Genomic DNA, 25,274 nt, shown 5'->3' on the forward strand with positions numbered 1-25,274 from the left:
GCGCCGCTTTCCATGCCTGCAATTCGAGCACGCGCCCGCCGAGGTCGAGCTGCAGGCGATCATCGACCAGCATCGTCGGCGGTATGATCTCGACCCCTTTCATGAGCGCGTCGCCGATCTGTTGGCGAAAGCTTTGCAGGTAGAACGCGCCGCGCGCCTCAAGCGCGCGCGGCAGATTGTGATGGCCGACGATGGTCGCGCCGATCTCCCGGAATGCCGCGTTGCCGAAGATGTGGTCGGGGTGCATGTGGGTGTTGATCAGGTAGCGAACCGGCTTGGGGCTTATTTTGCCGATCGCGGCGATGAAGGCGTTCGCCTCGACCATGCTGCCGCCGCTGTCGATGACGGCAACGGCATCGGTCCCGACGACGACGCCCAGGTTCGAGATCGCGCCTTGGTTGGCGGCGTTCATCAATTCATCCACGCCCTGGAAAGCGAAGACGCCGTCGGCGACGTTCCTGACCGTGAATTCAAGGCCGCCGGCAGCGGCAAGAGCGGCCCGCCCGAGGCAACAGGGCAGCATCGCGGCGCTAACCGCGGTGCAGGCGAAGCCGCTCACAAGCTTGCGTCGTACCCTGTCGATCGGCATGGCTTCCCCCGATATGCATTCGAGCTGTAAGGCGATCAGACCACGCCCGGAAATTTTTGGTGGAAAGACCGCAAAAGGTCGCTCATCACCTGTGGATTGCGATAGTGCCGCGGCAGCCTTACGTCGAACATGCCGAGCACATGGGCTGGCCGCTGCGCGAGCACGATGATGCGATCCGACAGCATCAGCGCCTCGCGTAGATTGTGCGTTACCATCAGGGCGGTCGTAGGCCGCGCCGACCACACGGTCAAAAGCAGGTGCCGAAGCCGCTCGGCGGTCCGTTCGTCGAGCGAGGCAAAAGGTTCGTCCAGGAAAAGCACCGCCGGTTCGGTGGCGAAGGCCCTGGCAAGGGCTGCCCTGCGCGCAAGGCCGAGCGAAAGCTCCGCCGGATAGAGCGAGCGCATGCCGGCGAGGCCGAGCGTGTCGAACAGCCCGTCGAGGTTCTTCGTTCTCAGGCTTTTCGGTAGCGCCAGCCTGACATTCTGCTCAACTGTCCGCCACGGCAGCAAGATCGGCTCCTGGAACACGGCGGCGATCCGGTTGGAGCCGCCTTCAGGCAGTTGGAAGGAGCCGGAAAAGTCTTTGTCCAATCCAAGCAGGATGCGCAGCGTCGTGGTCTTGCCGCAGCCCGACGGCCCCAGCAGGCAGGCGAATTCGCCTTGCCGAACCTCGAAGGAAAGGTCCTGGAGCGCCGTGATCGAGACGCCTTGCGCGGACCTGAAGGTCTTCTCGGCGATGTCGACCCTAAGCGGGACGACGGCGCCAACGGGTTGCATGTCGTTCAACGGGCTGCACCACAAGAAGTTCGATGACAAGCATCACCGCCACGAAAGCCAGCGTGTAGGCAAGAATGGCGGCGACGTCGAAGAGTTGGAAATAAAGATAGATCTGGAAGCCGACGCCATTGGAGCGGCCGAGCAGCTCGACCACCAGGACGATCTTCCAGATGAGGGCGATGCCGGATCGTGAGGCGGCGGCAAGATAGGGCTGCAACTGCGGCAGCAGGACGTGGCGGATGCGGTCGAGGAGACCGAAGCGGTAGACGGCGGCCATTTCGGCGTAGTTCGGATCAAGCGCCCTGGCGCCTTCGCGCATCGTCACCACCACATTCGGGATCTTGTTCACGGCAACCGCGCCAATCGCCGCCGCCTCGTTGAGGCCGAACCAGATGTAGGCGAGCACGATGACCACCAGCGCGGGGATGTTGAGAAACAGGATCACCCAGGGACTGAAGAACCGGTCCGCGCTGCGGTAGCTGCCGAGGGCAACGCCGATGACCGAGCCAACCACCATCGCGATGACATAAGCTGCGGCAACCCGGCCAAGTGTCGCGCCGAGATGGTAGAAAAGGTCGCCGCTCGCCGCTTCTGCGAGCAGCACCTGCCAGACCTGTCCCGGCCCTGGAAAGGCACGGCTCGGCCAGGCATTTGCCGCAAAACCCCACAGCAGGCAAAGCCCGAGCAGAGAGACCGCGACCGTCAGCACGGGTGTCAGCGCCGTTGCAAGGCTGGACTGGCTGCCTGCTGCAGCGCCAGGCGTGCGATCGCCGGTGTCAGGTGCGGTCATTTCGGGGGTTCCTGCCAGAACGTGCCGGGCGCCATCTCCGGCGCGCGGCCGACCAGCTTTTCGCCGCCGATCTCGGCCAGCACGCGGTAGAGTTTGCCTGCGTCGGCCGCATCCTCGGCGACGGGGCGTCTGGGAATGCCTTCGCGATAGCGGTCACGCAGTTTGGCCAATTCCTCGCCTTGCGCGCGGATAATCGGCGCAAGGCGCAGCCACTCATCGTCGGATTTGGCCAGCAAGTCCTTGGACTGCGCGGAAGCCTTGATGAAGCCCCGGACGGTGGCCAGATTTTCGCTCGCCCATTTGTCATGAAAGACATAGCCGAGCGCCGACACGGCGCCCGAGGCCCCGAGCGCTTTCGCCGCATCATCCGCGCCGATCAGCCGACGAAAGCCGTTGGCCTCGAGCCGGGCGCAAAAATGCCAGAAATTGAGCACCGCATCGAGTTCGCCTTGCATCGCCTTTTCCGAAATCAGCGGCGGCGCGCCAAAGACGATGTCGCTGGTTGCCGGCAGGTCGAGGCCGTGATCGCGTCTGGCCAGCGCCTGGATCAGCAGCCAGCTTTTATCGAGAGGCCCGCCGGCGACGCCGATCTTTTTTCCCTTGAGATCGGCGATTGTCCGGATCGGCGATTGCTCCTTCACCATGATCGCCCCGACGGCGGTCGAATAGGGGACCAATGTGAGGTCGACGCCTTCCGAGCGCTGGCGCGAGACCCACAACCAGTCGGAGACGATCATGTCGATCGCGCCGGCCAGAATCGCGACGTTGGTTGCATCCTCGCCGGCGAAATCGACGATCTCCAGATCGATGCCGTTGGCTGCATCGAACTTGTGCTGCTTCATGGTGTCAAGCGCCCAGCTCACGGTGCCGAACTTCAGCACGCCGATGCGAACCTTGCCCATGGCGAAGGAGGGGGTCGTGGCGAAGGAGGGCCTTGAGACAAGCGCCGCGGCTGTTCCAAGAGCTGCCAGACGGAGCGTTCCTCGACGCGAAATCATCATGATGCCTCCTCCCGGGCCAGGATAAGCCGGGCGCCGATCAGATCGCACGGTCCTTGCTCGGCGAAGCGCATTTCCAGCGCTTGACCTTGAGGGTCGGGTGTTCCTGCGACCATTTCGCGATTTCGCTGGGCGCCAGCATCATACATTGGAACAGAGAGCCACGGCTCTCGAAATAGAGATGTTCGTCTCGGCAGTTGCCCGGATTGGCAATCAGGCAAACCGTTAGTATGAGGTCGACCATATCCATTCAGCACCTCTTGCGCGCTTGAAGACGCCCGCTTCGGCGAGATCCGGCTCGATCTGCGAGCCTGGACAAAATCGCCAACTGCCGGAGTCCCGAGGTGCCCATGGAAAACCGGAATGGTTTTAGGCTACGCGTTCGCCCAATGGCCGTCAACAAAGGCGAATGGACGGGGCGCCGAAGCCTGAAACAAAAAAACCCGCCTCGGCGGCGGGTTGTTGACGCAAATCAGCATCATGAATAAATTCCTAGCATAGCTGCCGTCACAAAGCAATGAAAATACGAGGGCAATCGCTTCAGGTTGCACTCCTCTTGCCCAGTCTTCCAGCGTTGGTGGTTGGCGAAAGCCGAAGCGGCGTCCAATCTCCCACCTTGCGGGGGAGATAGGCAGCTTCGCTGACCGCGCCACGATCGGCAATTGGTCTGAAGCGATTGCCCTGAACTTCAGTATGGTTGACATCCCTCGTCTGCCGGGTAGCTTCCAAGATGCAGGCGTTGCAACTCCACAAGGGGAGAAGTTTTCGCTCTGCCATAAAACGACGCACGCCGATGACACACAACGGCATGCGCAAATCGTCCAGGGCACCTTGACGATCAATGAGGAAATGCCATGCGTGCAATCGCATTTTTCGCCGTCGTGTCCGTTGCGACGTTTATCACGAACCAATCTCAGGCACAGGATGCCGCCGCGGGTGAGAAGGTCTTCGCCAAATGCAAGGCCTGCCACGTCGTCGACGAGGACAAGAACAAGATCGGTCCGTCGTTGAGCGGCGTTATCGGCCGGACGGCCGGCACGCATCCGGGGTTCAAATATTCCAAACCCATGACCGAGGCGGGTGGATCCGGCGTCAAATGGGATGAAGCCACGCTGACGACCTATCTTCGCGATCCCAAGGCCATGATCAAAGGCACAAAGATGGCGTTTCCCGGCCTCAAGAAGGACGAGGATCTTGCCAACGTCATCGCCTATCTGAAGCAATTCTCCAAATAACCCGGTTTTTCCGTTAGGAAATAACCCGGTTTTTCCGCAGGAAATAACCCGGTTCTTCCGCACGAAGTAACGCGACTTCGCCGGCCGTTCGAAACTGCGTTCGGCCGGCGCCCTCCCTGGTGGTTGGCGCCGCCGGTCAAGCGGCGTCTTGCAGCCTCTGCATGGCGGACGGCAGGTCGAGCAGACCGTCGCAAACGAGGTCGGCGCCAAGCTCTTCAACGGCAATCTGGGTGTAGCCGCCACGCAGCAGGATGACGGGCATGCCGGCGGCGCGCGCGGCGGCCACGTCGGCGCTGCTGTCTCCGACCATCAACGTGTCACGCGGTTCGACCTGAAGATGGTCGAGCGCCAGCAGCAGAGCGTCGGGCGCCGGTTTCAGGCATGTCACCGCATCTCCGCCGACGATCGCGCCGAGATAGTCCGTCAGCCCGAAATGCAGCAGGATTTCCCGAGCCGCCAACTGCGGCTTGTTGGTCACCACGCCCATGGCTATTCCGCTCAAGTGGAAGTGCGTGAGAACCTCCCTGACGCCAGGCATCAGCTTTGTCAGGCCGGTCAGATGTCTGCGGTAGATCGGCGCCATGACGCGGTTGGCCTCATCGAGCGCGCTGCCGAGAAGCGGCGTGCCGGAAGCCGCGAAGGCTCGCTCGATCAGTTTCCTGACGCCGCCGCCGATCATGGCCTTGACTTGCTCCAGGCGCAGCGGCGGCAGATCGCGGCCGGCCAGCAACTCGTTGACTGCGGCCGTTATATCAGGCGCCGAATCGACCAGCGTGCCGTCGAGATCGAATAGGATTGCCTTCGGCGATCGAAACGGCCTGCCCATGCCGACGTTCATGCGGCGTCCTTCCACTTGATCGAGCAGCCGATCGAAGCGATCTGGTCCAGCGGTCCGTCGCCGGTTCGGGCAATTTGCTTCATCGCCTCGAACAGGTCGCGTCTCAGCCCGGGCGGTCCGGCGTCGCGTCGCGCCGCGTCCAGCCGGCCGCGATATTGCAGCGTCAACTCGCTGTTGAGCCCGAAGAAATCCGGAGTGCAAACGGCTCCGTAGGCACGCGCCACCGTCTGGCGTTCGTCGTGGAGGTAGGGGAAAGTGAAGCCGTTCGTCCTGGCGAAGAGCTTCATGTTGTCGAAGGAATCATCGGGGTAGGCGTCGGCATCGTTGGCGTTGATCGCGACAAAGCCGATGCCTTGCGCCTTGAGGTCGTTGGCGTCGCGGACGATGCGTGAAATCACCGCCTTCACATAGGGACAGTGGTTGCAGATGAAGGCCACCACCAGCCCGTTCGGGCCGGCGTGGCTGAAGATCGAATGCGATTTGCCGTCGACGCCGGGCAAAACGGCATCGATGGCTTGCCAGCCGAAATCGCAGACAGGTGGGATTGCCGCCATATTTGCCCTCCGACGTGATGGTTTACGCAGCTTTCCGGATCGCCCCGTCGGCCGCCTGCCTGATGGCGTCGATATTGGCGCGATAGGCGGCCTCGGTGCCACCCCTAAAGATGGCCGAGCCGGCGACCAGCACATTGGCGCCGGCCGCGGTGACCAGCGGAGCGGTCTCGGGCGTGACGCCGCCGTCGATCTCGATGTCGATCGGACGGTGGCCGATCAGCGCCTTGACCCGCCTGACCTTGTCGACGACAGCCGAAATGAACGCCTGGCCGCCGAAGCCCGGATTGACCGTCATCAGAAGCACCAGATCGAGCCGATCGAGCACATATTCGATGACGCTTTCCGGTGTCGACGGGTTCAGCGACACACCGGCCTTCTTGCCGAGATTCCTGATTGCCTGCAGCGAACGGTCGAGATGCGGCCCGGCCTCGGCATGCACCGTGATGATGTCGCAGCCGGCATCGGCGAAGGCGGCGAGATAGGCGTCGGCCGGCGCGATCATCAGATGGCAGTCGAAGATCTTGTCCGTTCGATCACGGATCGCCTTGATCACCGGCGGACCGAAGGTGATGTTGGGCACGAAATGGCCATCCATCACGTCGAGATGGATCCAGTCGGCGCCCGCCCGGACGACCGTTTCGACCTCGTCGCCGAGCCGCGAGAAGTCCGCAGAAAGCACCGAGGGCGCGATGATTGTATTGGTACCCATGGTCGTCGGCTCCCATTCTATCTTCCGTTTCCGGTCGCTGCACACCAACCGGCGTCGTCTTGTCAGCGCGCCTTCGTCTCCGGTTCGCCTTCGAGCTTACCTTCCGCGAACACGCGGCTGCCGCGAATATCGGATTCCTCAATGGTGATAAGGTCGGTTTTCGTCAACGCCCGGTCGCGCGACGCGAAAAGCCGGTTGGCTTGCCGAAGCCGCGCCCGGTCGAGCCCATTGCGGACCGAGCGGGCGTTGGAGAAATGCGGCAGCCGCATGCGGATCGGGAGATACTCTTCGAGCGCCTTGGCCGCCGCCTCGCTGAGACGGTAATTCTGTTCCGCCAGCATGATCTCGGCGATCGATTTGAGCTCGCCGACGCCGTAGTCGGGAAAATCGAGGTGGTGGGCGATGCGCGAGCGCATGCCGGGATTGCTGTCGAAGAAGCGGTCCATCTTGTTCTTGTAGCCGGCAAGAATCACAACCAGATCGTCACGGTTGTTTTCCATGCATTGCAGCAGGATTTCGATTGATTCCTGGCCATAGTCGCGTTCGTTCTCGGGCTTGTAGAGATAGTAGGCCTCGTCGATGAAGAGCACCCCGCCCATGGCGCGCTTGATCACTTCGCGGGTCTTGGGTGCGGTGTGGCCGACATACTGACCGACGAGATCGTCTCGTGTCACCGCGACCATGTGGCCTTCGCGGACATAGCCGAGACGATGCAGGATTTCGGCCATCCTCAGCGCCACGGTGGTCTTTCCGGTGCCGGGATTTCCGGTAAAGTTCATGTGCAGCGTCGGCGCGCCCGAGGTCAGCCCGAACTTGCGGCGAAGCCGGTCGACCAGGAGCAGCGCCGCGATCTCGCGGATGCGGGTCTTGATGGGCTTCAGGCCAACGAGCTCGCGGTCGAGCTTGTCCATCACCTCATCGATGTTGGACGCCTCGAACTCGGCCTGCAGATCAACCGATTCGTCCTGCGCGGCAGCGCCCTTTGCTATCGCGTCCAGCATGGTTTCGCCTAGCTCCGCTCGCCTTCGGGCCTGTCAGTCGCATAAGGCACGATCGAATAGCCCTGGCTGCGGCCGTCGCGCTCCTGGCGCAGCAGCCGGAACCCGGGTTCGTTGGGCGGCCGGTTGACGATGAACGACATGCGCGGCGCCTCCCAGCCCTTGGTCGAATCGAAGGCGGTGACCCGGACATACATGTTGGGCATGGCTTTCCGGCAATTGTTGACTTCAAGCAGGATGCCCGCCGGGTCCTTCAGGTCGAACATCGGGTTGCCGTACATTTCCCAATAGGTGTTTCGCGGATGCGGATCGTCCGTGTACTCGACGCTGACCGCCCAGTGGTTTTTCAGCGCGTATTTGATCTGCGCCGAAATCTGCTCATCGGTCAGGTCGGGCAGGAACGAAAACTGTCCCTGCGTGACCTTGTTTCCCGGATTGGTCATCATGGCGACGATTCCTTTCGTCTAGAAGCTGGGCGTTGCGGTTGGCACGAAGTCGGCCGTATCGGTCGATTCGTAGTTGAAGGTGACGTCCTTCCAGGTCTCCAGGGCCGCCTTCAGCGGCGTGCACCATCTGGCCGCCTGTTCGAGGATTTTGGTCCCTTCGCGCAGATAGTCGCGGCCCTCGTTGCGGGCGAGGATCATCGCCTCCAACGCGACGCGATTGGCCGTCGCGCCGGCCTGGATGCCGTCCGGATGGCCGATCGTGCCGCCGCCGAACTGCAGGATGACGTCCTCGCCGAGATAATGGATCAACTGGTGCATCTGGCCGGCATGGATGCCGCCGGAGGCGACGGGCATCACCTTGTTGAGCGAGGCCCAGTCCTGATCGAAGAACAGCCCGGTTTCGAGGTTCTGCGGCGTGCGCTCCTCGCGCAGCGTGTCATAAAACCCCTTGATCATCAGCGGGTCGCCTTCCAGCTTGCCGACCACCGTGCCGGCATGGATGTGATCGACGCCGGCCATCCGCATCCATTTGCAGATGACGCGAAAATTCATGCCATGGTTCTTCTGGCGCGAATAGGTCGAGTTGCCGGCGCGGTGCAGGTGCAGGATCATGTCGTTGCGGCGTGCCCACTTGGCCATCGACTGGATCGCCGTGTAGCCAATGACGAGGTCGATCATGACGATGCAGGAGCCAAGCTGCTTTGCGAATTCGGCGCGCTCGTACATCTCCTCCATCGTGCCGGCGGTGACGTTGAGATAATGGCCCTTGACTTCGCCGGTGGCGGCCGACGCCTTGTTCACAGCCTCCATGCAGTAGAGGAAGCGGTCGCGCCAGTGCATGAACGGCTGCGAGTTGATGTTCTCGTCGTCCTTGACGAAGTCGAGGCCACCCTTCAGCGCCTCGTAGACGACGCGGCCGTAGTTGCGGCCTGACAGGCCAAGCTTCGGCTTCGTCGTCGCGCCGAGCAGCGGCCGGCCGAACTTGTCGAGCCGCTCGCGTTCCACCACGATGCCGGTCGCCGGGCCCTGGAAGGTTTTGAGGTAGGCCACCGGGACGCGCATGTCCTCGAGCCGCAAGGCCTTGACCGCCTTGAAGCCGAACACGTTGCCGATGATCGATGCAGTCAGGTTGGCGATTGAGCCCGGCTCGAACAGGTCGAGGTCGTAGGCGATGTAGGCGAAGTACTGCTGCTCGGTCTTGGTGCCGGGACCTGTGTTCGGCACCGGCTCGGATTTGAACGCCTTGGCGCGGTAGAGCTCGCAGGCGGTCAGCCTGTCGGTCCACACCACGGTCCATGTCGCGGTCGAGGATTCACCGGCGATGGCGGCGGCCGCCTCCTCGTGGTCGACGCCGGGCTGCGGCGTAATCCGAAACATGGCGATCAGGTCGGTCTCCTTGGGCCGGTAGTCCGGCTCCCAATAGCCCATCTTCTTGTAGGGGATGACGCCCGACTTGTAGCGTTCGCTGCCTTCCTTGAGCGTGCCCGCTGACGGCATGTCGATCTTGTTCATGACAGGTCTCCTGTTTGCCGCTCAGGCGGCTTTCGCGGTTGCGATTTGCGGGTCGAGCTTTCCCGCGGCGTAACGTTTCGCCATCTCGTCCATGGCGATTACCCTGATCTTCGAGGCGTTGCCCGCGGTGCCGAAGCGTTCGAAGCGATCGCGGCAAAGGTCGCGCAAGGCGTCCATGGCGGGTTTCAGGAATTTGCGCGGATCGAACTCGCGCGGATCCTCCGTCGCGACGCGGCGGAACTGCCCGGCCATGGCCATGCGGCAATCGGTATCGATGTTGACCTTGCGCACGCCGTAGCGGATGCCGCGCTCGATCTCCTCGACCGGAACGCCAAACGTCTGGGGCATCTCGCCGCCATATTTGTTGATGATGTCCTGCAGTTCCTGCGGCACGGAGGAAGAGCCATGCATGACCAGATGCGTGTTGGGCAACTTTTCGTGGATCGCCTCGATCACCTGCATGGCGAGGATGCCGCCGTCGGGCTTGCGGCTGAATTTGTAGGCGCCGTGCGAGGTGCCGCAGGCAATCGCCAGCGCGTCGACCTGGGTGGCGGTGACGAAGTCGACCGCCTGATCGGGATCGGTCAAAAGCTGGTCGTGGGAAAGCGCGCCTTCGGCGCCATGGCCGTCCTCGGCCTCGCCCTGGCCGGTTTCCAGCGAGCCGAGCACGCCGAGCTCGCCTTCGACGGAAGCGCCGACCCAATGCGCCATGCGGGCGACACGTTCGGTGATGGCGACGTTGTAGTCGTAGCTCGCCGGCGTCTTGGCATCCGCCATCAATGACCCGTCCATCATCACCGAGGTGAAGCCGTGGCGGATCGCCGAAAGGCAGGTGGCTTCGTTGTTGCCGTGATCCTGATGGATGCACAGCGGAATGGCCGGATGCATTTCGGTCAACGCCTCCATCATCTTGGCCAGCATGATGTCGTTGGCATAGGAGCGGGCGCCGCGCGACGCCTGGATGATGACCGGCGCGTCGCAGGCCTTGGCCGCCTCCATGATGGCGAGGCCTTGTTCCATGTTGTTGATGTTGAATGCCGGTACGCCGTAGCCATGCTCGGCGGCATGGTCGAGAAGCTGGCGAAGGGTGATGCGGGCCATTGTCGGGTCCTCTTAGCTGCGGAAGTTGGGCTAGATGATGAGCTTCAGCGCCGCTGCGGCGATGGCTTCGGGCGTGATGTCGAAATGCCGGTAGAGATCCGGGGCAGGGGCGCTGGCGCCAAAACCGGCCATGCCGACGAAAGCGCCGGTGTCGCCGATCCAGCGATCCCAGCCGAGCCGCGCCGCGGCTTCGACGGCAATGCGCGGCGCCGAGCCGAGGACGGACTTCCGGTAGTCCGCATCCTGTTCCTCGAAGAGCTCCCAGCACGGCATCGAGACGACCGCGGCGGCGATGCCGTGCTCGGCCTCCAGCCGTTCGGCGGCGGCAACGGCGATCTCGACCTCCGAGCCGGTGGCGATCAGCGTCACGGCGCGGTGCTCGGATGGCTCGCGCAGGATGTAAGCGCCCTGGCTCGATCGGTTCTCGTCGCTGTGTGGCTCGTCGCTGAGTGCCTGACGCAGCATCGGCAGGTTCTGGCGCGAGAGCACCAGCACGCTCGGCCGGTTCTTGCTCTTCAGCGCCAATTCCCAGCACTCCGCCGTTTCGATGATGTCGGCCGGACGAAAGACGTTGAGGTTTGGCGTGGCCCGCAGCATCGCCAGGTGCTCGACCGGCTGGTGGGTCGGGCCGTCCTCGCCGAGACCGATGGAATCATGCGTCATCACATAGACGACGCGCTGGCCCATCAGCGCCGAGAGCCGCATCGCGCCGCGTGCATAGTCGGCAAAGCACAGGAACGTGCCGCCATAAGGCACGAAACCGCCATGCAGTGCGATGCCGTTCATGGCCGCGGCCATGCCGTGCTCGCGGATCCCGTAGTGGATATAGCGGCCGGCATAGTCATCAGGCGCTATGCGATCCATGCCCTTGGTGATCGTCAGGTTCGAATGCGTCAGATCGGCGGAGCCGCCGACGGTCAGGTCGGTCGCGGCGTTGATGGCGCCGAGCGCCATTTCGGAGGCTTTTCGCGTTGCAACCTTGGTCGCCTTCTCGAGATGCTCCTTGCGGAAAGCGCCGAGCGCTTCGAAGACCGCGTCGGGCAGGTTGCCGGCGACCGCGCTCTCAAACGCCTGGCGCCGGGACGAGGCGGCAAGCCGCTGCTCCCAGGCGTGCCGCGCCGCTTGCCCGCGCTCGGCAACTTCGCGCCAGGTGAAAAGGATGTCGTCCGGCACCTCGAACGGCGCGTAGGCCCAGTCGATGTTTTCGCGCGTCGCGGCGATCTCCGCATCGCCCAGCGGCGCGCCATGCGTCTTTTCCGAACCGCCCAGATTGGGCGCGCCCTTGCCGATCACCGTGCGGCAGGCGATCAGGGACGGCCGGTCCGACTGCTGTGCTGCTTCGATTGCCGCAGCGACGGCTTCCGTGTCGTGGCCGTCCACCGATTGGACGTGCCATCCGGCGGCTTTGAACCGTGCCGGCTGGTCCATCGATGTCGACAGCGACGTCGGTCCGTCGATCGAGATCGCATTGTCGTCCCAGAACACGATCAGCCGGGAGAGCTTCAGGTGACCGGCAAGGTCGATCGCCTCGTGGCTGATGCCTTCCTGCAGGCAGCCGTCGCCGGCGATCACGTAGGTGAAATGGTCGACGAGGTCGGCGCCGTGGCGGGCAGCAAGCATGCGCTCCGCCAGTGCCATGCCGACGGCGGTCGAAATGCCTTGTCCAAGCGGACCGGTCGTCGTCTCGATGCCAAGCGCATGGCCATATTCCGGATGTCCGGCGGTGCGGCTGCCCAGCTGGCGAAACCGCTGCAATTCCTCGATCGGCATGTCTTCAAAGCCGAGCAGGTAATGCAGCGCATATTGCAGCATCGAGCCGTGCCCGGCCGAAAGCACGAAGCGGTCGCGATCGGGCCAGTTGGGCGCCGACGGATCGATATTGATGAAGCGGCCGAACAGCACCGTCGCGACATCGGCCATGCCCATCGGCATGCCCGGATGGCCGGAATTGGCCTTTTGGACGCTGTCCATCGCCAATGCGCGAATGGCGTTCGCCATGTCGCGCTCCGAGACGGCGGCGACGGGCTTCAATGCTGCTGCTTGGCTGTTCATGGCGTCCTCCTCACGACACACGGTTCTTGCGTTCGATCAATTGCAGGATGAGCGGCGTCAGGATCAGCTGCATGGCAAGGTCGAGCTTGTTGCCTGGCACCACTATGGAATTCGGCCGCGACATGAACGAGTCGTGGATCATCGAAAGCAGGTAGGGGAAATCGATGCCGCGGGGATTGGCGAAGCGGATGACCAGCATCGATTCGTCAGGCGTCGGAATCCAGCGCGCGATGAACGGATTGGACGTGTCGACGATCGGCACGCGCTGGAAGTTGATGGCGGTCTGCGAGAACTGCGGGACGATGTAGCGGACATAGTCCGGCATGCGGCGCAGGATCACGTCCATCACCGCCTCGGTCGAATAGCCGCGCGTTGCGCGGTCGCGATGGATCTTCTGGATCCATTCGAGATTTATCACCGGCACCACACCGATCCTAAGGTCCGCGTGTCTGGCCAGGTTGATCTTGTCGGTGACGACGCAGCCATGCAGGCCCTCGTAGAAGAGCAGGTCGCTCGGCGGGAATTCGCGCCATTCGGTAAAATGTCCCGGCGGCGTGCCGTACTGCTTCTCCTCGTCCTCGTCATGGATGTAGGTGCGGGTCTTTCCGGTTCCCCGGCGGCCATATTCCTCAAACACCTCTTCGAGGATTGCGAGTTCGTTGGCCTCGGCATTGAAGTGGGTGAAGTTCGGATTGCCCGCCTTCTCTTCCTCGGCCACCTTTGTCTTCATCGTGGCGCGGTCGTAGCGGTGAAAGGCATCGCCTTCGATGAAGGCGGCCTCGATGTTCTCACGCCGGAAGATCAGATCGAAGATGCGCTTGACCGAGGTGGTGCCTGCGCCCGACGACCCGGTGATGGTGATGATGGGGTGCTTTGCCGACATGGTGCTCAGGCCCTGAACAGGCCGCGGCGGCTGAACAGCGGCGCACGCTCGCCGATGGCGCTGGGCTCGGTGTGGTAGCGGGTGATGCGCGCGACTTCCCGCGCCGATCCGAACACCACGGGCACGCGCTGATGCAGGCTCTCGGGTTCGATTTCGAGGATGCGGGTCATCGTATCGGTGGCGGCACCGGCCGCCTGTTCAATGAGATAGGCGATCGGGTTGGCCTCATAGACGAGGCGCAGCCGGCCCTGGCGGTAACCCTTGCGCTTGTCGCCGGGATACAGGAATACACCGCCGCGCATCAATATGCGGTAGCAGTCGGCGACCAGGGAGGCGATCCAGCGCATGTTGAAATCCTTCTCTCGTGGGCCTTCGATGCCTTCTAGGCAGTCGTCGATGTAGAGCCGCACCGCCTCGTCCCAATGCCGGTAGTTGGCGGCGTTGATGGCGAACTCCTGGGTGCGCTGCGGGATGATCCGGCTCTCGTAGGCCTGGACGAAGGTGCCGAGCCTGGTCGAGAGAACGAAGACATGCGTGCCGCTGCCGAGCGACAGAACCAGCGCCAGCTGCGGCCCGTAGATGAAGAAGCCGGCGCCCAGCTGGTTCACGCCTGCCTGCAAAAAAGAGGCGGCCGGATTTCCGTCCGGCGCGCCAGTTGCAGGGAGGAGCGAGAAAATCGTTCCAATCGACACGTTGGTGTCGATGTTGGAGGAGCCGTCGAGCGGGTCGATGGCGATGGCGAGAGGCGCTTTGCTGTCGAGCAGGACCGGCTGCTCCAGTTCCTCGGAGGCGTAGAGCGCGACCGGAGCGTGGCGCATGGCGTCGAGGAAGATGTCGTCGGCGAAGATGTCGAGATCCTTCTGGATATCGCCGTCGGCATTGGCGCCGCGGGTCCCGGCAAAGGCGGTGCCGAGCACCCCTTGATTGATGGTGTTGCGGATCTTGGTGGCGGCCTGCGTCAGCTGACGGATGGTTGCTACGACTGCCGAGCGCAACTCGTCCGGTGGGCCGAGATAGGAATTCAGAAAAGCGTCGAGCGTTGCCGCTGGCATCGTAACCTCCCATCCAACCGCATCTCCTCGGACCGGCCGGATTGGGGAATGAAAACAAACGGTGTAGGATAAGTAAAATTCAATAACTTTACTTTCGTAGTAAAAAAATTTTAGTATGCCGTATGAGAACCCTCACGCTCAAGCAATTCAAGACCGTCCAGGCGATCATCAGCCACGGGAAAATCGTCAGTGCAGCCAAAGTGTTAGGCCTGTCTCCTCCAGCGGTGACGATCCAGTTGCGGCAAGTGGAGGAGGAGTTCCAATTGGCCTTGTTCGACCGGACGTCGGACGGCATGCGTCCCACTGCCGCAGGGCTGGCCTTCGTCGAGACGGCGCAGGCGATCGAAGAGCGGCTTCGCTTGCTCGAAGACAAGATGGATGCGATCAAGGGCGTGCGCATCGGCAGCTTGAGGCTCGGCGTCGTTTCCACCGCCAAATATTTCGCGCCGCGGCTCATGGCCGGCTTCATGAAGGAGCATCCCGACATCGATATGCGGCTTGCCATCGGCAACCGCGCCGAAACGATCGACAGGCTGAAGAACCACGACATCGACATTGCGCTGATGGGACGCCCGGCGAAGGAGGTCCCGGTGCGTGCCTCGGTGTTTGGCGATCACCCGCTGGTCATCATTGCGCCGCCCGACCACCCGCTGGCGTCGGCACGCGAGATATCCAAGGAGCGGATCGCCGAAGAGCATTTCCTCATTCGCGAGCCCGGCTCCGGCACGCGCATCTCGCTGGAAATATTCCTGAGCGACGTGCCCGGCCGCATCGACGATCTCGGCGTCGAGATGGGCTCGAACGAGACCATCAAGCAGGCGGTGATGGCCGGGCTCGGCATCGCCTTCATCTCTGCCCACACCATCGCCGCGGAAACCGAAGCCGGCCGGCTGGTCATCCTCGACGTTGTCGGCATGCCGATCCGCCGGCAATGGTTTTCGGTGATGCGCAGCGATCACGCGATCTCGCCGGCCATGGCGACATTCCACGATTTCCTGATGCGCAAGGGCGCGATGTACCTGCCCCTGTTCGGCAAGCTCTATCCGCAGACCAGAGCGGGATGACGTTGGACGGGCGGAACTCGACCTGAACGACCGACATACCAAACGCCAGAGATCGCGAGATAGCCCCGAGAAGGGAGTGGAGAACGCCCGGCGATCGTTGGCGTTAGATAAGCGATATGTTATGTTGCAGTGCGAAAGAACAGGGGCCACGTCCTTTCCACCCGTAAGCGATCTGTATGTGCGACCCCTGCAGACTGGTCGGTATTTCGGAAACCTCCCGGGCATGGGGTTCGGGAATTCGATGGGGACAAGGGGTAATGCTTTACACGCTCGTTATGATGGTCTGCCTGACGGATATGCCGCAGACCTGTGAACAACGCGAACAGATGGTGGACGGCCTGGCGATGAATCCCGGGACCGCCTTCATGCAGGCGCAGCCGCTGGTGGCCCAGTGGATCGAGACGCATCCCGGTTATTTCGTGCGGCGCTGGCGCGTGCTGCCCGGCCGGGAATCGTGAGATCCGCCGCGAAGATCGAATGAGGTTCTAATTCTTCTTCGCGGCGAGCGTTTCCGAGACGGCCTTGGACAGTTGATATAGCCGCTGCTCGATTATCGTCGGCACGTCACAGACGTAAGTCAGCGATTGGACGCGTTCGTTGAAAATTCGCGTTGCGAATTTCAGCTGTTCGGTTCGCCGTTCGACCTCGTCGGGATCTGCATCGGGTTTTTCCCGCAGCGCATCGACGTCGGACGCTTCCTTGCGCAACGCGGCGGCCATTTCGAGCTGCTTGTGGGCGTAGCGGGAAATGCCTGAGATCACGTGCGAACGCTCAGTGTCCATATGATCGAACATGCCTTGCACCAGCATCGCCATTTTCGGCGCAAGCTGCTCGGCCGGCAACGATGCGGCGAAATCCCTGATCTTCTTTTGGGCTTCGGCAATCGGCATTCGCCGGGCTGCCACCTCCTCGACCAGGGCGGAGACGGCAGGGTCCTTCGACAAGTCCTTCGCCGCCGGGGGAAGCTCCGGCCCGTTCCAGATCTGGCCGAGCGAGAGCTGCGGCACCTTGCGCTGTATGCAGGGCCAGTCCGGATCGTTGTTCGCCGCCGCCTTGGCGTTCATGCTCGGCGCGAGCATGGCAGCCACAGCCAGGCTGCGAACAAGGCTCATTCGTGCCATCAGGCATTTCCTCCCGTGTCCTGTTTCCGGCTTATCAGGCCGCGCGAAGGGTCGTAGGCGATGATGGCGGCGGCAAGGAACAGAAACGTGCAGCCGGCAACGACGCCCAGCGACAGCCAGTCAATCTGGCCGTAAAAGGCGAAGCGGATCAGTTCGACGGCATAGGTGAACGGATTGGCGAGGCAGATTTTATAAAGCAGCGGGCTCGCCTCCTGGATGCGCCACAGGGGATAGAGCGCCGGAGAGGCGAAATAGCCGGGAAAGATGACGAAGTTCATGATGCCGGCGAAGTTTTCGAGCTGCTTGATCATCGAGGACAAAAGCATGCCGAGCGCGCAAAGCATCATGCCCGACAGGAACAGCGCCGGCAGCACCATGAGATAGCCGATCGGCGGCGCCTTGACGCCCCAGAACCAGGCAACGATCAGGAACGCGTAGACCTGCGCGATCGATACGGCGACGCCGGCGAGCATCTTCGAGACCAGCAGGAACCAGCGCGGGAAGGGGCTGACCAGCAAGGTGCGCATGTTGCCCATCTCGCGGTCATAGACCATCGACAGCGAAGACTGCATGCCCGAGAACAGCAGGATCATGCCGCACAGGCCCGGCGTGATGTAGACCTCGTAGAGCACGTAGGTCTTGTAGGGCGGGATGATCGATACGCCGAGCACCTGCCGGAATCCGGCGGCAAAAATGAACAGCCAGATGAGCGGCCGAACCAGCGAGGATATGAAGCGCTCGCGCTGGTGCAGGAAGCGCAGGCACTCCCGCAGGACGACGCCTTTGAGGCAAATGAGATAGTGGCCGAGGCCGAATTTCTCGAACCTCACCGGCATGACGCCTGCGACTTTTTCGGGCATTGCGGGAGCGCTCATGGCGATATCTCCGCGGTGCCGGCTGCCTCGATGCGGCTGAGCCTCGAAAAGGCGTCGCGGATCGAACCGGCGCCGCTCGTCCTGACGACATCGGCCACCTTGCCCTTGGCGACCAGCTCGCCCTGCCGCAAGACGACGACGTGGTCGCCGTCGTCAACCTCATCGATCAGGTGCGTCGCCCACAGCACGCCAATGCCCTCGGTTTCGACGAGCTTGCGGATGGTGGCGAGAATGCCTGCGCGCGACTGGATGTCGAGACCGACGGTCGCCTCGTCGAGCAGCAGCAGGGACGGACGGTGGAGCAGCGCCCTGGCGATCTCTATGCGCCGCATCTGGCCGCCGGAAAGACTGCGTGCCTTGTCATGCTGACGGCCCGGCATGTCGACAATATCGAGCAGCGCGGCAATACGCTGCCGCGCCTCGCGTCCTCCGATGCCATGCAGCGAGGCGTGGTAGGAGAGGTTCTGGTGGACGCTGAGATCGAGGTCGAGCGTGCGGGCCTGGAACACGATGCCGACACGCCGGAGCGCTTCGCCCGAAGCGCGGCTGACGTCGTGGCCGAAGATGCGGATCGATCCGCGACGCGTGTCGTAAAGATGGCTGATCAGCGAGAACAGAGTTGTCTTGCCGGCGCCGTTGAGGCCGAGAAGAACGGTGAACGTCGCCGGCGCGATTGAGAATGAGACGTCGTTGAGCGCCCGCTTCGGGCCATAGGAATGGCTGACGCCGGCGACATCGAGCGCCGCCGCCTCATCTCCTGGTCCGCTTGTCCTCACATGCTGCACGCCGGCTCGCTCCCTGTCGTCGACGATAGTCTAGCACACCGGAAATCTGGCACACCGGGAGTCTGGCGCGCCGGACCCGCGCAGTCCTGCTTTCCGGTGACCCTACTTGATGGTGATCGTGCCCTTCATGCCTTTGTCGGCAAGGTCGGGCACCGACCATGTGTAGATGCCGGGCCTCACGGTGGTGAACTGGACCTGGATGGTGCCGTCGGCGTCGAATTCGAGCCATGCGGGTGCGCCGTTCATGTGCACCTCGAGGTCGTTGATGACGATCTGGTTGTTCCACACATTGCGGAACAGATCGGTATGGAATTTGTACTCCAGCCCGCCCGCTGCGGTGATCTTCCAGCGATAGCCCTGGCCGGCGATCAGCTGGAAGTCCTTCTGGTTGGCGGTGAACTGATCTTCCTTGGTGCCGAGGATAAGTTCCGGCACGTCCTTGCTGGCCCGGGTTGCCTTCTCGGCTTCGGGGCTGGCCTCTGTTTTGGTCGCCGTGGCAGCGGCCGCGTCATCGTCATCGCCGTCGTTGTCCTGCGCCCAGGCCTGGCCCTGCGTGAGTGCCATGCCCACCAATGCCGCGAAAGCGACTGCCCGAAATTTCCGCATGATTTCCTGCCCTTCTGCTGCTTTTTTTGTCTGTTTGATTCAATTGAGTTGCTTCAATTAGGCGAGACGACGACGCCCCATGGCAGCGCGCCGACGGTCACCGACTGCACCGGCTCGTCGGTCGCCACGTCGATGAAGGTGATGTCGTTCGACACGCCGTTGGTCGAGATGATGGTTTTCTGGTCCGGCGTGAAGGCGAGCTGCCAGACGCGTTGGCCGACCAGCACGTATTTCTCGACCTCGTATGTCTCGGTATTGACCACCGCGACGCGGTTGGCCGGTCCGAGCGCCACATAGGCTTTCTTGCCGTCGGCGGTGATGCGCACACCTACCGGCTGGATGGATTCGGCCCTCAGGCCGGCAATCTCGAAGGTGATCTTCTGGACGACTTCGCGCGTTTGATTGTCGATCACCGAAACCGTGCCGCCGATCTCGGCACTGACCCAGGCCTGCTTGCCGTCGGGCGTGAACTCGATGAAGCGCGGACGCGCATCCACCAGCACGTTGTCGGTGATCTCGTGGGACGACGTATCGATGAAATGCGCCATGTTCGTCGTTTCCGACGTGTTGACCATGGTCTTTCCGTCCGGGCTGATGCCCATGCCCTCCGGCTCGACGCCGACCGGGATCTCGGCCAGCACCTTCTTGCCCTCTATGTCGATGACGGTGACGAGATTGTCGTCCTCATTGGCGACGTAGAGCGTCTTGCCGTCAGGCGAGAGCACGAAGAGCTCCGGGTCGGGCCCGGAAGGCAAGGTATCGACGATCTCCAGGGTTGCCGTGTCGATCACCTCGATGGAATCATCGTCGCTGGCGCAGAGATAGACGTGCTTGCCGTCATGCGAGATGGTGATGCCGCGCGGACGCTGCCCGACATTTACGGTCTTCACCACCTGCATCGTCGCGGTGTCGACGACGCTCATCGTGTTGTCTTTCTCGTTGGAGATATAGGCCATGTAGGCCGACGCCGGATCGGTCATGAAGCCGGTCGCCAGAATGGCGAGCGCATAAGCTCCTCTGTGCACTGAAATTCCCTCCCAATTGGCTCTACTTAAGCACGCATTTTGTTTCCGGCTCATCGACCCCGAGCGTGTCGAGCTCCGACACCTGGTGCAAAAAACCTTCCTGCGGCGATGTCGAGACGACCGATCGGCCATCGCCGAGGAAGATCGGCTGCCGCAATTGCTGGTTCCACTTGCGGAAGGTCAGTTTCTGCCCTTTGAAGGCGGCGATCGAAAAATCGTCGGAGCGGATGAAGTCAGCCATCTTCCGCGGGTCGGCGCCCTGGGTGCGGGTCGCCGCCTCGCCGAGGATGCGCACCGCGGTCCATGCCGCCATATCCTTCGACACCATGCGGCGGCCGTTTGCCTTGGCGAAGCGGTTCTGGATCTGGGTGCCGCCCCATTGCTCGCTGGCCGGATGCCAGGCCGACGGGGTGAGGCCGGCGGTGCCGGCGACCGGCCGCGGAATCCAGGTGCGGAACGGCACGTAGGTGCCGAACACCTCGCTTTCGTCGGCGACCAGCAACACATCGTGCTCCGGCAGGTCCTGGGTGAAGACAGGCATCTGCCGCTGGATCTGGACGACGCCGGAATCGGTCCGCCGTGCCGTGCCGGTGTCCTTGAATTCCTTTTCGCCGACGATCTCGCCGCCGAAGCGGGTCGCCGCCCGACGTAGCGCCTCGGCAAAAAGCTGGTCGCGCTCGTGCGAGCCGTAGATCAGCACCCAGCGCCGCCATTGCTTCCAGATGAGATATTGCGCCAGCCCGTCGGCCAGCATGCTGCGCGTCGGGATGGTGTGGAAGATGTTGGCGCGGCATTCTTCCTCGCGAAGACTGTCGTCGGTGGCGCCGGCATTGAAGATCAACACGCCGTTGTCGCGGGCAAGATCGGCGATCGACAGCAATTGCCTGGCCGAGAGGTCCGCGACCACGTAGCGGTCGCCATTGGCGATCATGTCCTGGAAGGCCGGAACGACGTCCGCGTCCGGCTTTACCTCGGTCACGTCGAGGCTGAATTTCTGGCCGAGGAAGCTGCCGGTCGTGTTGTTGTCGGCAATCGCCACATTGCCGCCGGCAACACCTTCATCGCGCGGCGGGACGTCGAGCACCGACAAGGCCAGCTGCGGCGCATACGCACGCAAATAGCCTATCTTGATTTCGGTTAGCTTTTTTTCCGGCTTGGCCGTTGCGGTCGGTTGCTCGCCCGTCGCTTCCTGGGCTAGCGCGCCCGGAACGTTGACGCTCAGGGAAAAAAAGCACAAAAAGGCCGCGAGAGTGCCCGGCACCGCGCTCGTCATCGATAAAATTACCCGTTCTTGCGCTAAAGTCCGATTGTTGTCGGACCGGCGCGAAGTCAAGGTGCCCATGATGAGCTTAGCTGACCGGCAAAATTTATCAAACCCCGAAAGTGGACTTATCGCGTCTGCTTTAGTGTCATGCCTTGTCGCCGGAACGGCAACTGGGCGGATTTCGGTATTCGGGCCCGAGAGTGTCCTGTCCCTCATGCCGGAGAAAGTCCAATGACCAGAATGCTGGCCAGCGTCACCGGCGTCGACGAGGCGGAGATCGCGCTCTCAGGCCGCGTCGACATCATAGACCTGAAGGATCCGAAAGCCGGTGCCCTTGGGGCGGTACCCACCGAAATCATTGGCCAGGCCACCTCGTTCATCGCCGGCCGGGCGCCGGTCAGCGCGGTCTGCGGCGATCTGCCGATGGAACCCGAAACGATCCGCGCCAAGGCCGAAGAGATCGCTGCCACCGGCGTCGATTACGTCAAGATAGGCTTCTTTCCGTCGGCAAACGCCGCCGCTTGTGCGGAGGCGCTCGCGCCGCTCGCCGCGCGAACGAAGCTGATCGCCGTGCTTTTCGCCGACCTAGTGCCGGATTTCGAGCTTTTGCCGATATTTGCCAAACATCGCTTCCATGGCGCCATGGTCGACACTGCGAACAAGGCAAACGGCCGGCTGCTCGATCATCTGCCGCCCGAGCGTATCCCGGGGTTCGTCGATCGAGCGAAATCGCTTGGTCTGATGGTTGGACTGAGCGGATCGCTGGAAGCCCCCGACATTCCGCGCCTGTTGCCCTTCGCGCCCGATTTTCTCGGTTTTCGCGGGGCGCTGTGCGGCCACTCCGACCGCGCAGGTTCGATCAGCGCCGAGGCGGTTTCGCAGATCCGCGAGTTGGTTCCGGAGGAATCCCGGGCCGGCGGCCCGTCGAGCGTCGACTACCGCCTGCTGGCGGCGAGGGGCTATTCGCCGGGCACTGACCCGACACTGGGCACGGACAAGATCTTCGTGCGGGATTTTGTCCTGCCGGTCCAGATCGGCGCTTACAGCTTCGAGCATGGCCATACACAAAAAGTGCGTTTCGACGTGACCGCCGACGTGCTGCAAGTCACCGACCATCCCGAAGACATGCGCCATGTATTCTCCTACGACATCATCATGGACGGCATTCGCACCATCGTCGCGCGAGGCCATATCCAGCTTAGCGAGGCGCTGGCCGAGCAGGTGGCGACGTATATTCTGGAGAACCCGCGTGTGGTGCGCGTCATGGTAAGGGTGGAAAAACTCGAACTCGGCCCAGGCGGCGTCGGCGTCGAGATCGAGCGCAAGCGCCAAGCGGCAGGCCGCGGTGTTGCCTCCGGCCCTACCGGCCGAAAAGACCAAAGCGCTGTTTCCCAGCCGCGACAGCAAAGGCCTGAGGTCATCAGGCCAACCATTGTCAAGCTCGGCGGCAGCACGGCCCGTGCGGCGGAAATGGAGAACTGGGTCGCGGCGCTGGCAAGCTCCAAGCTGCCGATCGTGATCGTGCCCGGCGGCGGGCAGTTTGCCGACCAGGTGCGAGAGAGCCAGATTTACATGGATTTTTCCGACGCGGCTGCCCATGCCATGGCGATCCTCGCCATGGAGCAGTTCGGCCAGGTCATCCTCGACCGGCATGAAAGGCTGGTGCCGGCACGGTCGCTGGACGAAATGGTGCGAGCATTGGATGAGGGGAAAGTCCCGGTGTGGCTACCGTCGTCATTGGCTCTGCCGGCGCCGGACATTCCGGCTTCCTGGGACATGACTTCCGATTCCCTTGCCGCCTGGCTTGCCGGCAAGCTCGGCGCGAAGGCGCTGCTCCTGATCAAGCAAACCGGCGCTTTCTTCGGCAGCGACACTATCGACGGCCTGACGGCCAGAGGCATCGTCGACGCCGGCTTCGCCGCCATGCTGCCCAACGGTGTCGATTTCCATCTCGCTGGCCCGAAAGATGCAGCCGCGGCCGGGGCGCTGCTCGCGTCGGGCAATCTGCCCGGCATCGCGATCGCGGCTCCGACCCGGCCGGCAAGAAAAGCAGGGTAGGCGATGGCGAAGCTGCATACGCCGCGCTGGGCATGGGTTCTGACCGGTTCCGGTCATTTTTTTACGGAGAGCTTCGCACTCATTCACCAACTCGAGCATTGCGATGTCTTCGTATCGAAAGCCGCCAACGAAGTGCTGCGCATGTACAAGCTCAAGCTCGATTTCCCGGAGACGACGCGCGTGCTGCACGACAAGACAGCGAGCGCGATCCCGGTCGGCGAATTCTATCACGGTGTCTATCATACGGTCGTGGTGGCGCCGGCCAGTTCCAACACGGTCGCCAAATGCGTGCACGGCATTTCCGACACGCTCGCCACCAATGTCTTTGCCCAAGCGGGAAAATGCCGGGTGCCGGCCATCGTCTTTGCTTGCGATACCGCGCCGGAACTCGAAACCATGGCGCCGCATGGTCTGGTCAAGGTCTATCCGCGCAGCATCGACCTGGAGAACACCAACCAGCTGAAGAGCTTCGAGCGGACCCAGGTGGTCGAGTCGCTTGCCGAACTCGAAGCCTCGGTCAGACGGCGCCACGCCGAACTCGCAAGCCATGGCTGAGCGGCTGGCCTTTCTTACCGGTCATTTGGCCAAGGTCCGGCTGGAAAGGCTGCTGGCCGGACTGGGCGAAACCGAATTTGCGTGGGAGATCATCGACATCGGCGTCAAGGTCGCGGCGCTGATGAGCGAAGACATCATCAAGCGGCGGCTCACCCTGACCGGCGGCACCGACCGCGTCATCCTGCCCGGCCGCTATCGCGGGGACATCGAGCATCTGTCGAGCCATTTCGGCGTTCCCTTTGTACGCGGCCCCGACGAGATCGCCGATCTGCCGGCCTTTCTCGGCCGGGCGGGCGTCCCGCCCGACCTTTCGCGTCACGACATGCGCATCTTCGCCGAGATTGTCGATGCGCCGATGCTGTCGGTCGAGGCGCTGGTGGCGAGGGCACGGACGCTGGCTGCGGCCGGCGCCGACGTGATCGATCTCGGCTGCCTGCCGGAAACACGGTTTCCACTGTTGGAAGCGGCCGTGCTCGAGCTGAAGGCACAGGGATTTCTGGTCAGTGTCGATTCGGCCAGCACGGACGAGCTTTCGATCGGCGCACGCGCCGGCGCGGACTATCTTCTCAGCCTCGACGAAAACACGCTGCCGTTGGCCTTCGACCACAAGGCCGTGCCAGTGTTGATCCCGTCCACCCCCGGCGATCTGGATTCGCTCGGCCGGGCCATCGAAGCGGCGCAAAAGGCCGGCGTCGCCTTCATCGCCGACCCTGTGCTCGACCCGATCCATTTCGGCTTTGCCGCCTCACTTGCGCGCTTCATCGAGGCGCGCCGCCGCTGGCCCGAGGTCGAACTGCTGATGGGCACCGGCAATCTCACCGAATTGACCGACGCCGACAGTTCCGGCGTTACCGCCGTTCTGGCCGGGCTCTGCTCGGAACTTCAGATCCGAAACGTGCTTGCCGTGCATGTCAGCCCGCACACGCTGCGAACGATCGAGGAGCACGATATTGCCCGCCGCATCCTGTTTGCCGCGAAGAACGACGGTGCGCTGCCGCGGAGTTACCATCCAGGGCTCCTGCAGGTTCACGACCGCAAGCCCTTCACGGCCTCGACCGGGGATATCGATGCATTGGCGGCCGAGGTGCGCGACGCCAATTTCCGCATCATGACCGCGGAAGACGGCATCCATGTCTTCAACGGCAAGGGGCATGCGGTGGCCACGGATGCTTTCGAACTCTTTGCCGGGCTTGGCGTTGAGGCGGATGGCGCGCACGCGTTCTATCTCGGCGCGGAACTGATGAAAGCCGAGATCGCGTGGCGCCTCGGCAAGCGCTATGTGCAGGACGAGCCGCTCGCATGGGGCGTGGCCGCGCCGGCCCCCGAAACCGACCGCACCCGCCTTGCGGAAGCCGGCCACACGCTTCGCGCGAAGAAAGAGCGCTAAA

General features: G+C 62.8%; 28 protein-coding genes. 6 read left to right on the forward strand and 22 right to left on the reverse strand.

The genetic code is table 11. From position 1 onward, the window contains the following. The 6 genes from EOB36_RS19855 to EOB36_RS19880 form a co-directional block, all read right to left on the reverse strand. Positions 1–559, reverse strand: a 559-nt coding sequence (locus EOB36_RS19855) for an MBL fold metallo-hydrolase (protein WP_245467840.1), incomplete at its 3' end; no start/stop codon positions are given. 65 nt (positions 560–624) lie between these two features. Next, positions 625–1,365, reverse strand: coding sequence for an ATP-binding cassette domain-containing protein (locus EOB36_RS19860; RefSeq protein WP_095489003.1), 741 nt, complete (start codon positions 1,363–1,365; stop codon positions 625–627). Next, positions 1,334–2,155 (reverse strand): ABC transporter permease, encoded by an 822-nt coding sequence (locus EOB36_RS19865; RefSeq protein WP_095489004.1) that lies wholly within the window; start codon positions 2,153–2,155, stop codon positions 1,334–1,336. Before EOB36_RS19865 ends, EOB36_RS19860 begins: the two co-directional genes overlap by 32 nt. Beyond that, positions 2,152–3,156, reverse strand: coding sequence for an ABC transporter substrate-binding protein (locus EOB36_RS19870; RefSeq protein ID WP_095489005.1), 1,005 nt, complete (start codon positions 3,154–3,156; stop codon positions 2,152–2,154). Before EOB36_RS19870 ends, EOB36_RS19865 begins: the two co-directional genes overlap by 4 nt. A 37-nt stretch (positions 3,157–3,193) precedes the next feature. Further along, entirely contained in the window at positions 3,194–3,403 is a 210-nt protein-coding gene (locus EOB36_RS19875) for a hypothetical protein (RefSeq protein WP_095489006.1), read from the reverse strand. 124 nt (positions 3,404–3,527) lie between these two features. Then, on the reverse strand, positions 3,528–3,857 hold the full coding sequence (locus EOB36_RS19880) for a hypothetical protein (RefSeq protein WP_128285510.1): 330 nt from the start codon (positions 3,855–3,857) through the stop codon (positions 3,528–3,530). A 150-nt stretch (positions 3,858–4,007) separates the two neighbouring features. Between EOB36_RS19880 and EOB36_RS19885 the strand changes: the two genes are divergently transcribed. Continuing rightward, positions 4,008–4,388 (forward strand): cytochrome c family protein, encoded by a 381-nt coding sequence (locus tag EOB36_RS19885; RefSeq protein ID WP_095489007.1) that lies wholly within the window; start codon positions 4,008–4,010, stop codon positions 4,386–4,388. 136 nt (positions 4,389–4,524) lie between these two features. Here EOB36_RS19885 and gph read toward each other — a convergent pair whose 3' ends face one another. The 10 genes from gph to EOB36_RS19935 form a co-directional block, all read right to left on the reverse strand. Continuing rightward, positions 4,525–5,226, reverse strand: a complete 702-nt coding sequence (gph, locus tag EOB36_RS19890) for a phosphoglycolate phosphatase (RefSeq protein WP_128285511.1) — start codon at positions 5,224–5,226, stop codon at positions 4,525–4,527. After that, positions 5,223–5,780: a thioredoxin family protein gene (locus EOB36_RS19895; protein ID WP_095489009.1), complete on the reverse strand. Its 558-nt coding sequence runs from the start codon at positions 5,778–5,780 to the stop codon at positions 5,223–5,225. Before EOB36_RS19895 ends, gph begins: the two co-directional genes overlap by 4 nt. 22 nt (positions 5,781–5,802) lie before the next feature. Next, positions 5,803–6,489: a ribulose-phosphate 3-epimerase gene (gene rpe, locus EOB36_RS19900; protein WP_128285512.1), complete on the reverse strand. Its 687-nt coding sequence runs from the start codon at positions 6,487–6,489 to the stop codon at positions 5,803–5,805. Positions 6,490–6,551: 62 nt separating this feature from the next. Next, positions 6,552–7,490, reverse strand: coding sequence for a CbbX protein (gene cbbX, locus EOB36_RS19905; protein ID WP_126105413.1), 939 nt, complete (start codon positions 7,488–7,490; stop codon positions 6,552–6,554). A gap of 8 nt (positions 7,491–7,498) precedes the next feature. Next, on the reverse strand, positions 7,499–7,933 hold the full coding sequence (locus tag EOB36_RS19910; RefSeq protein WP_127206186.1) for a ribulose bisphosphate carboxylase small subunit: 435 nt from the start codon (positions 7,931–7,933) through the stop codon (positions 7,499–7,501). 18 nt (positions 7,934–7,951) lie between these two features. Then, positions 7,952–9,430 carry a ribulose-bisphosphate carboxylase large subunit gene (locus EOB36_RS19915; RefSeq protein ID WP_164547299.1) on the reverse strand — a complete coding sequence of 493 codons (1,479 nt, stop codon included), beginning with the start codon at positions 9,428–9,430 and terminating at the stop codon, positions 7,952–7,954. Between the two features lie 36 nt (positions 9,431–9,466). Then, positions 9,467–10,546, reverse strand: a complete 1,080-nt coding sequence (gene fba, locus EOB36_RS19920) for a class II fructose-bisphosphate aldolase (RefSeq protein ID WP_095489014.1) — start codon at positions 10,544–10,546, stop codon at positions 9,467–9,469. Between the two features lie 30 nt (positions 10,547–10,576). Further along, positions 10,577–12,598 (reverse strand): transketolase, encoded by a 2,022-nt coding sequence (gene tkt / locus EOB36_RS19925; RefSeq protein WP_127206185.1) that lies wholly within the window; start codon positions 12,596–12,598, stop codon positions 10,577–10,579. A 10-nt stretch (positions 12,599–12,608) separates the two neighbouring features. Next, on the reverse strand, positions 12,609–13,481 hold the full coding sequence (locus EOB36_RS19930; RefSeq protein WP_095489016.1) for a phosphoribulokinase: 873 nt from the start codon (positions 13,479–13,481) through the stop codon (positions 12,609–12,611). Between the two features lie 5 nt (positions 13,482–13,486). Next, positions 13,487–14,533 carry a class 1 fructose-bisphosphatase gene (locus EOB36_RS19935; RefSeq protein ID WP_127206184.1) on the reverse strand — a complete coding sequence of 349 codons (1,047 nt, stop codon included), beginning with the start codon at positions 14,531–14,533 and terminating at the stop codon, positions 13,487–13,489. A 122-nt stretch (positions 14,534–14,655) separates the two neighbouring features. Here EOB36_RS19935 and EOB36_RS19940 point away from each other — a divergent pair, with 122 nt between their 5' ends. Both EOB36_RS19940 and EOB36_RS19945 read left to right on the forward strand, forming a co-directional pair. Continuing rightward, positions 14,656–15,597, forward strand: coding sequence for a LysR family transcriptional regulator (locus tag EOB36_RS19940; protein WP_127206183.1), 942 nt, complete (start codon positions 14,656–14,658; stop codon positions 15,595–15,597). Between the two features lie 257 nt (positions 15,598–15,854). Next, positions 15,855–16,055: a hypothetical protein gene (locus EOB36_RS19945; protein ID WP_095489019.1), complete on the forward strand. Its 201-nt coding sequence runs from the start codon at positions 15,855–15,857 to the stop codon at positions 16,053–16,055. A gap of 27 nt (positions 16,056–16,082) precedes the next feature. On the opposite strand, the gene EOB36_RS19950 is transcribed toward EOB36_RS19945, so the two are convergent. From EOB36_RS19950 to EOB36_RS19975, 6 genes are all read right to left on the reverse strand, one after another. Beyond that, positions 16,083–16,718, reverse strand: coding sequence for a hypothetical protein (locus EOB36_RS19950; protein WP_127206182.1), 636 nt, complete (start codon positions 16,716–16,718; stop codon positions 16,083–16,085). Further along, positions 16,718–17,554 (reverse strand): ABC transporter permease, encoded by an 837-nt coding sequence (locus EOB36_RS19955; protein ID WP_164897563.1) that lies wholly within the window; start codon positions 17,552–17,554, stop codon positions 16,718–16,720. Before EOB36_RS19955 ends, EOB36_RS19950 begins: the two co-directional genes overlap by 1 nt. 35 nt (positions 17,555–17,589) lie before the next feature. Continuing rightward, positions 17,590–18,378, reverse strand: coding sequence for an ATP-binding cassette domain-containing protein (locus EOB36_RS19960; protein WP_128285514.1), 789 nt, complete (start codon positions 18,376–18,378; stop codon positions 17,590–17,592). A gap of 102 nt (positions 18,379–18,480) precedes the next feature. Beyond that, positions 18,481–18,984: a hypothetical protein gene (locus EOB36_RS19965; protein WP_128285515.1), complete on the reverse strand. Its 504-nt coding sequence runs from the start codon at positions 18,982–18,984 to the stop codon at positions 18,481–18,483. Between the two features lie 53 nt (positions 18,985–19,037). Further along, positions 19,038–19,964 carry a YVTN family beta-propeller repeat protein gene (locus tag EOB36_RS19970; RefSeq protein WP_206637185.1) on the reverse strand — a complete coding sequence of 309 codons (927 nt, stop codon included), beginning with the start codon at positions 19,962–19,964 and terminating at the stop codon, positions 19,038–19,040. A gap of 67 nt (positions 19,965–20,031) precedes the next feature. Next, positions 20,032–21,282 carry an ABC transporter substrate-binding protein gene (locus EOB36_RS19975; protein WP_128285517.1) on the reverse strand — a complete coding sequence of 417 codons (1,251 nt, stop codon included), beginning with the start codon at positions 21,280–21,282 and terminating at the stop codon, positions 20,032–20,034. Between the two features lie 222 nt (positions 21,283–21,504). On the opposite strand from EOB36_RS19975, the gene EOB36_RS35245 reads away from it, so the two are divergent. The 3 genes from EOB36_RS35245 to EOB36_RS19990 are packed head-to-tail and all read left to right on the forward strand — an operon-like array spanning position 21,505 to position 25,273. Continuing rightward, entirely contained in the window at positions 21,505–23,331 is a 1,827-nt protein-coding gene (locus tag EOB36_RS35245; RefSeq protein ID WP_128285518.1) for a (5-formylfuran-3-yl)methyl phosphate synthase, read from the forward strand. A gap of 3 nt (positions 23,332–23,334) precedes the next feature. Continuing rightward, the gene (locus EOB36_RS19985; protein WP_095489027.1) at positions 23,335–23,886 is read left to right on the forward strand and encodes a flavoprotein; all 552 of its coding nucleotides are present in this window, start codon (positions 23,335–23,337) and stop codon (positions 23,884–23,886) included. Next, a complete protein-coding gene (locus tag EOB36_RS19990) occupies positions 23,879–25,273 on the forward strand; it encodes a DUF6513 domain-containing protein (RefSeq protein WP_128285519.1) in 1,395 nt (464 codons plus the stop codon). Before EOB36_RS19985 ends, EOB36_RS19990 begins: the two co-directional genes overlap by 8 nt. Position 25,274 lies beyond the last annotated feature (1 nt).

Origin of the sequence: Mesorhizobium sp. M6A.T.Cr.TU.017.01.1.1 (genome assembly GCF_004023115.1) — a bacterium.
GTDB lineage: Bacteria > Pseudomonadota > Alphaproteobacteria > Rhizobiales > Rhizobiaceae > Mesorhizobium > Mesorhizobium mediterraneum.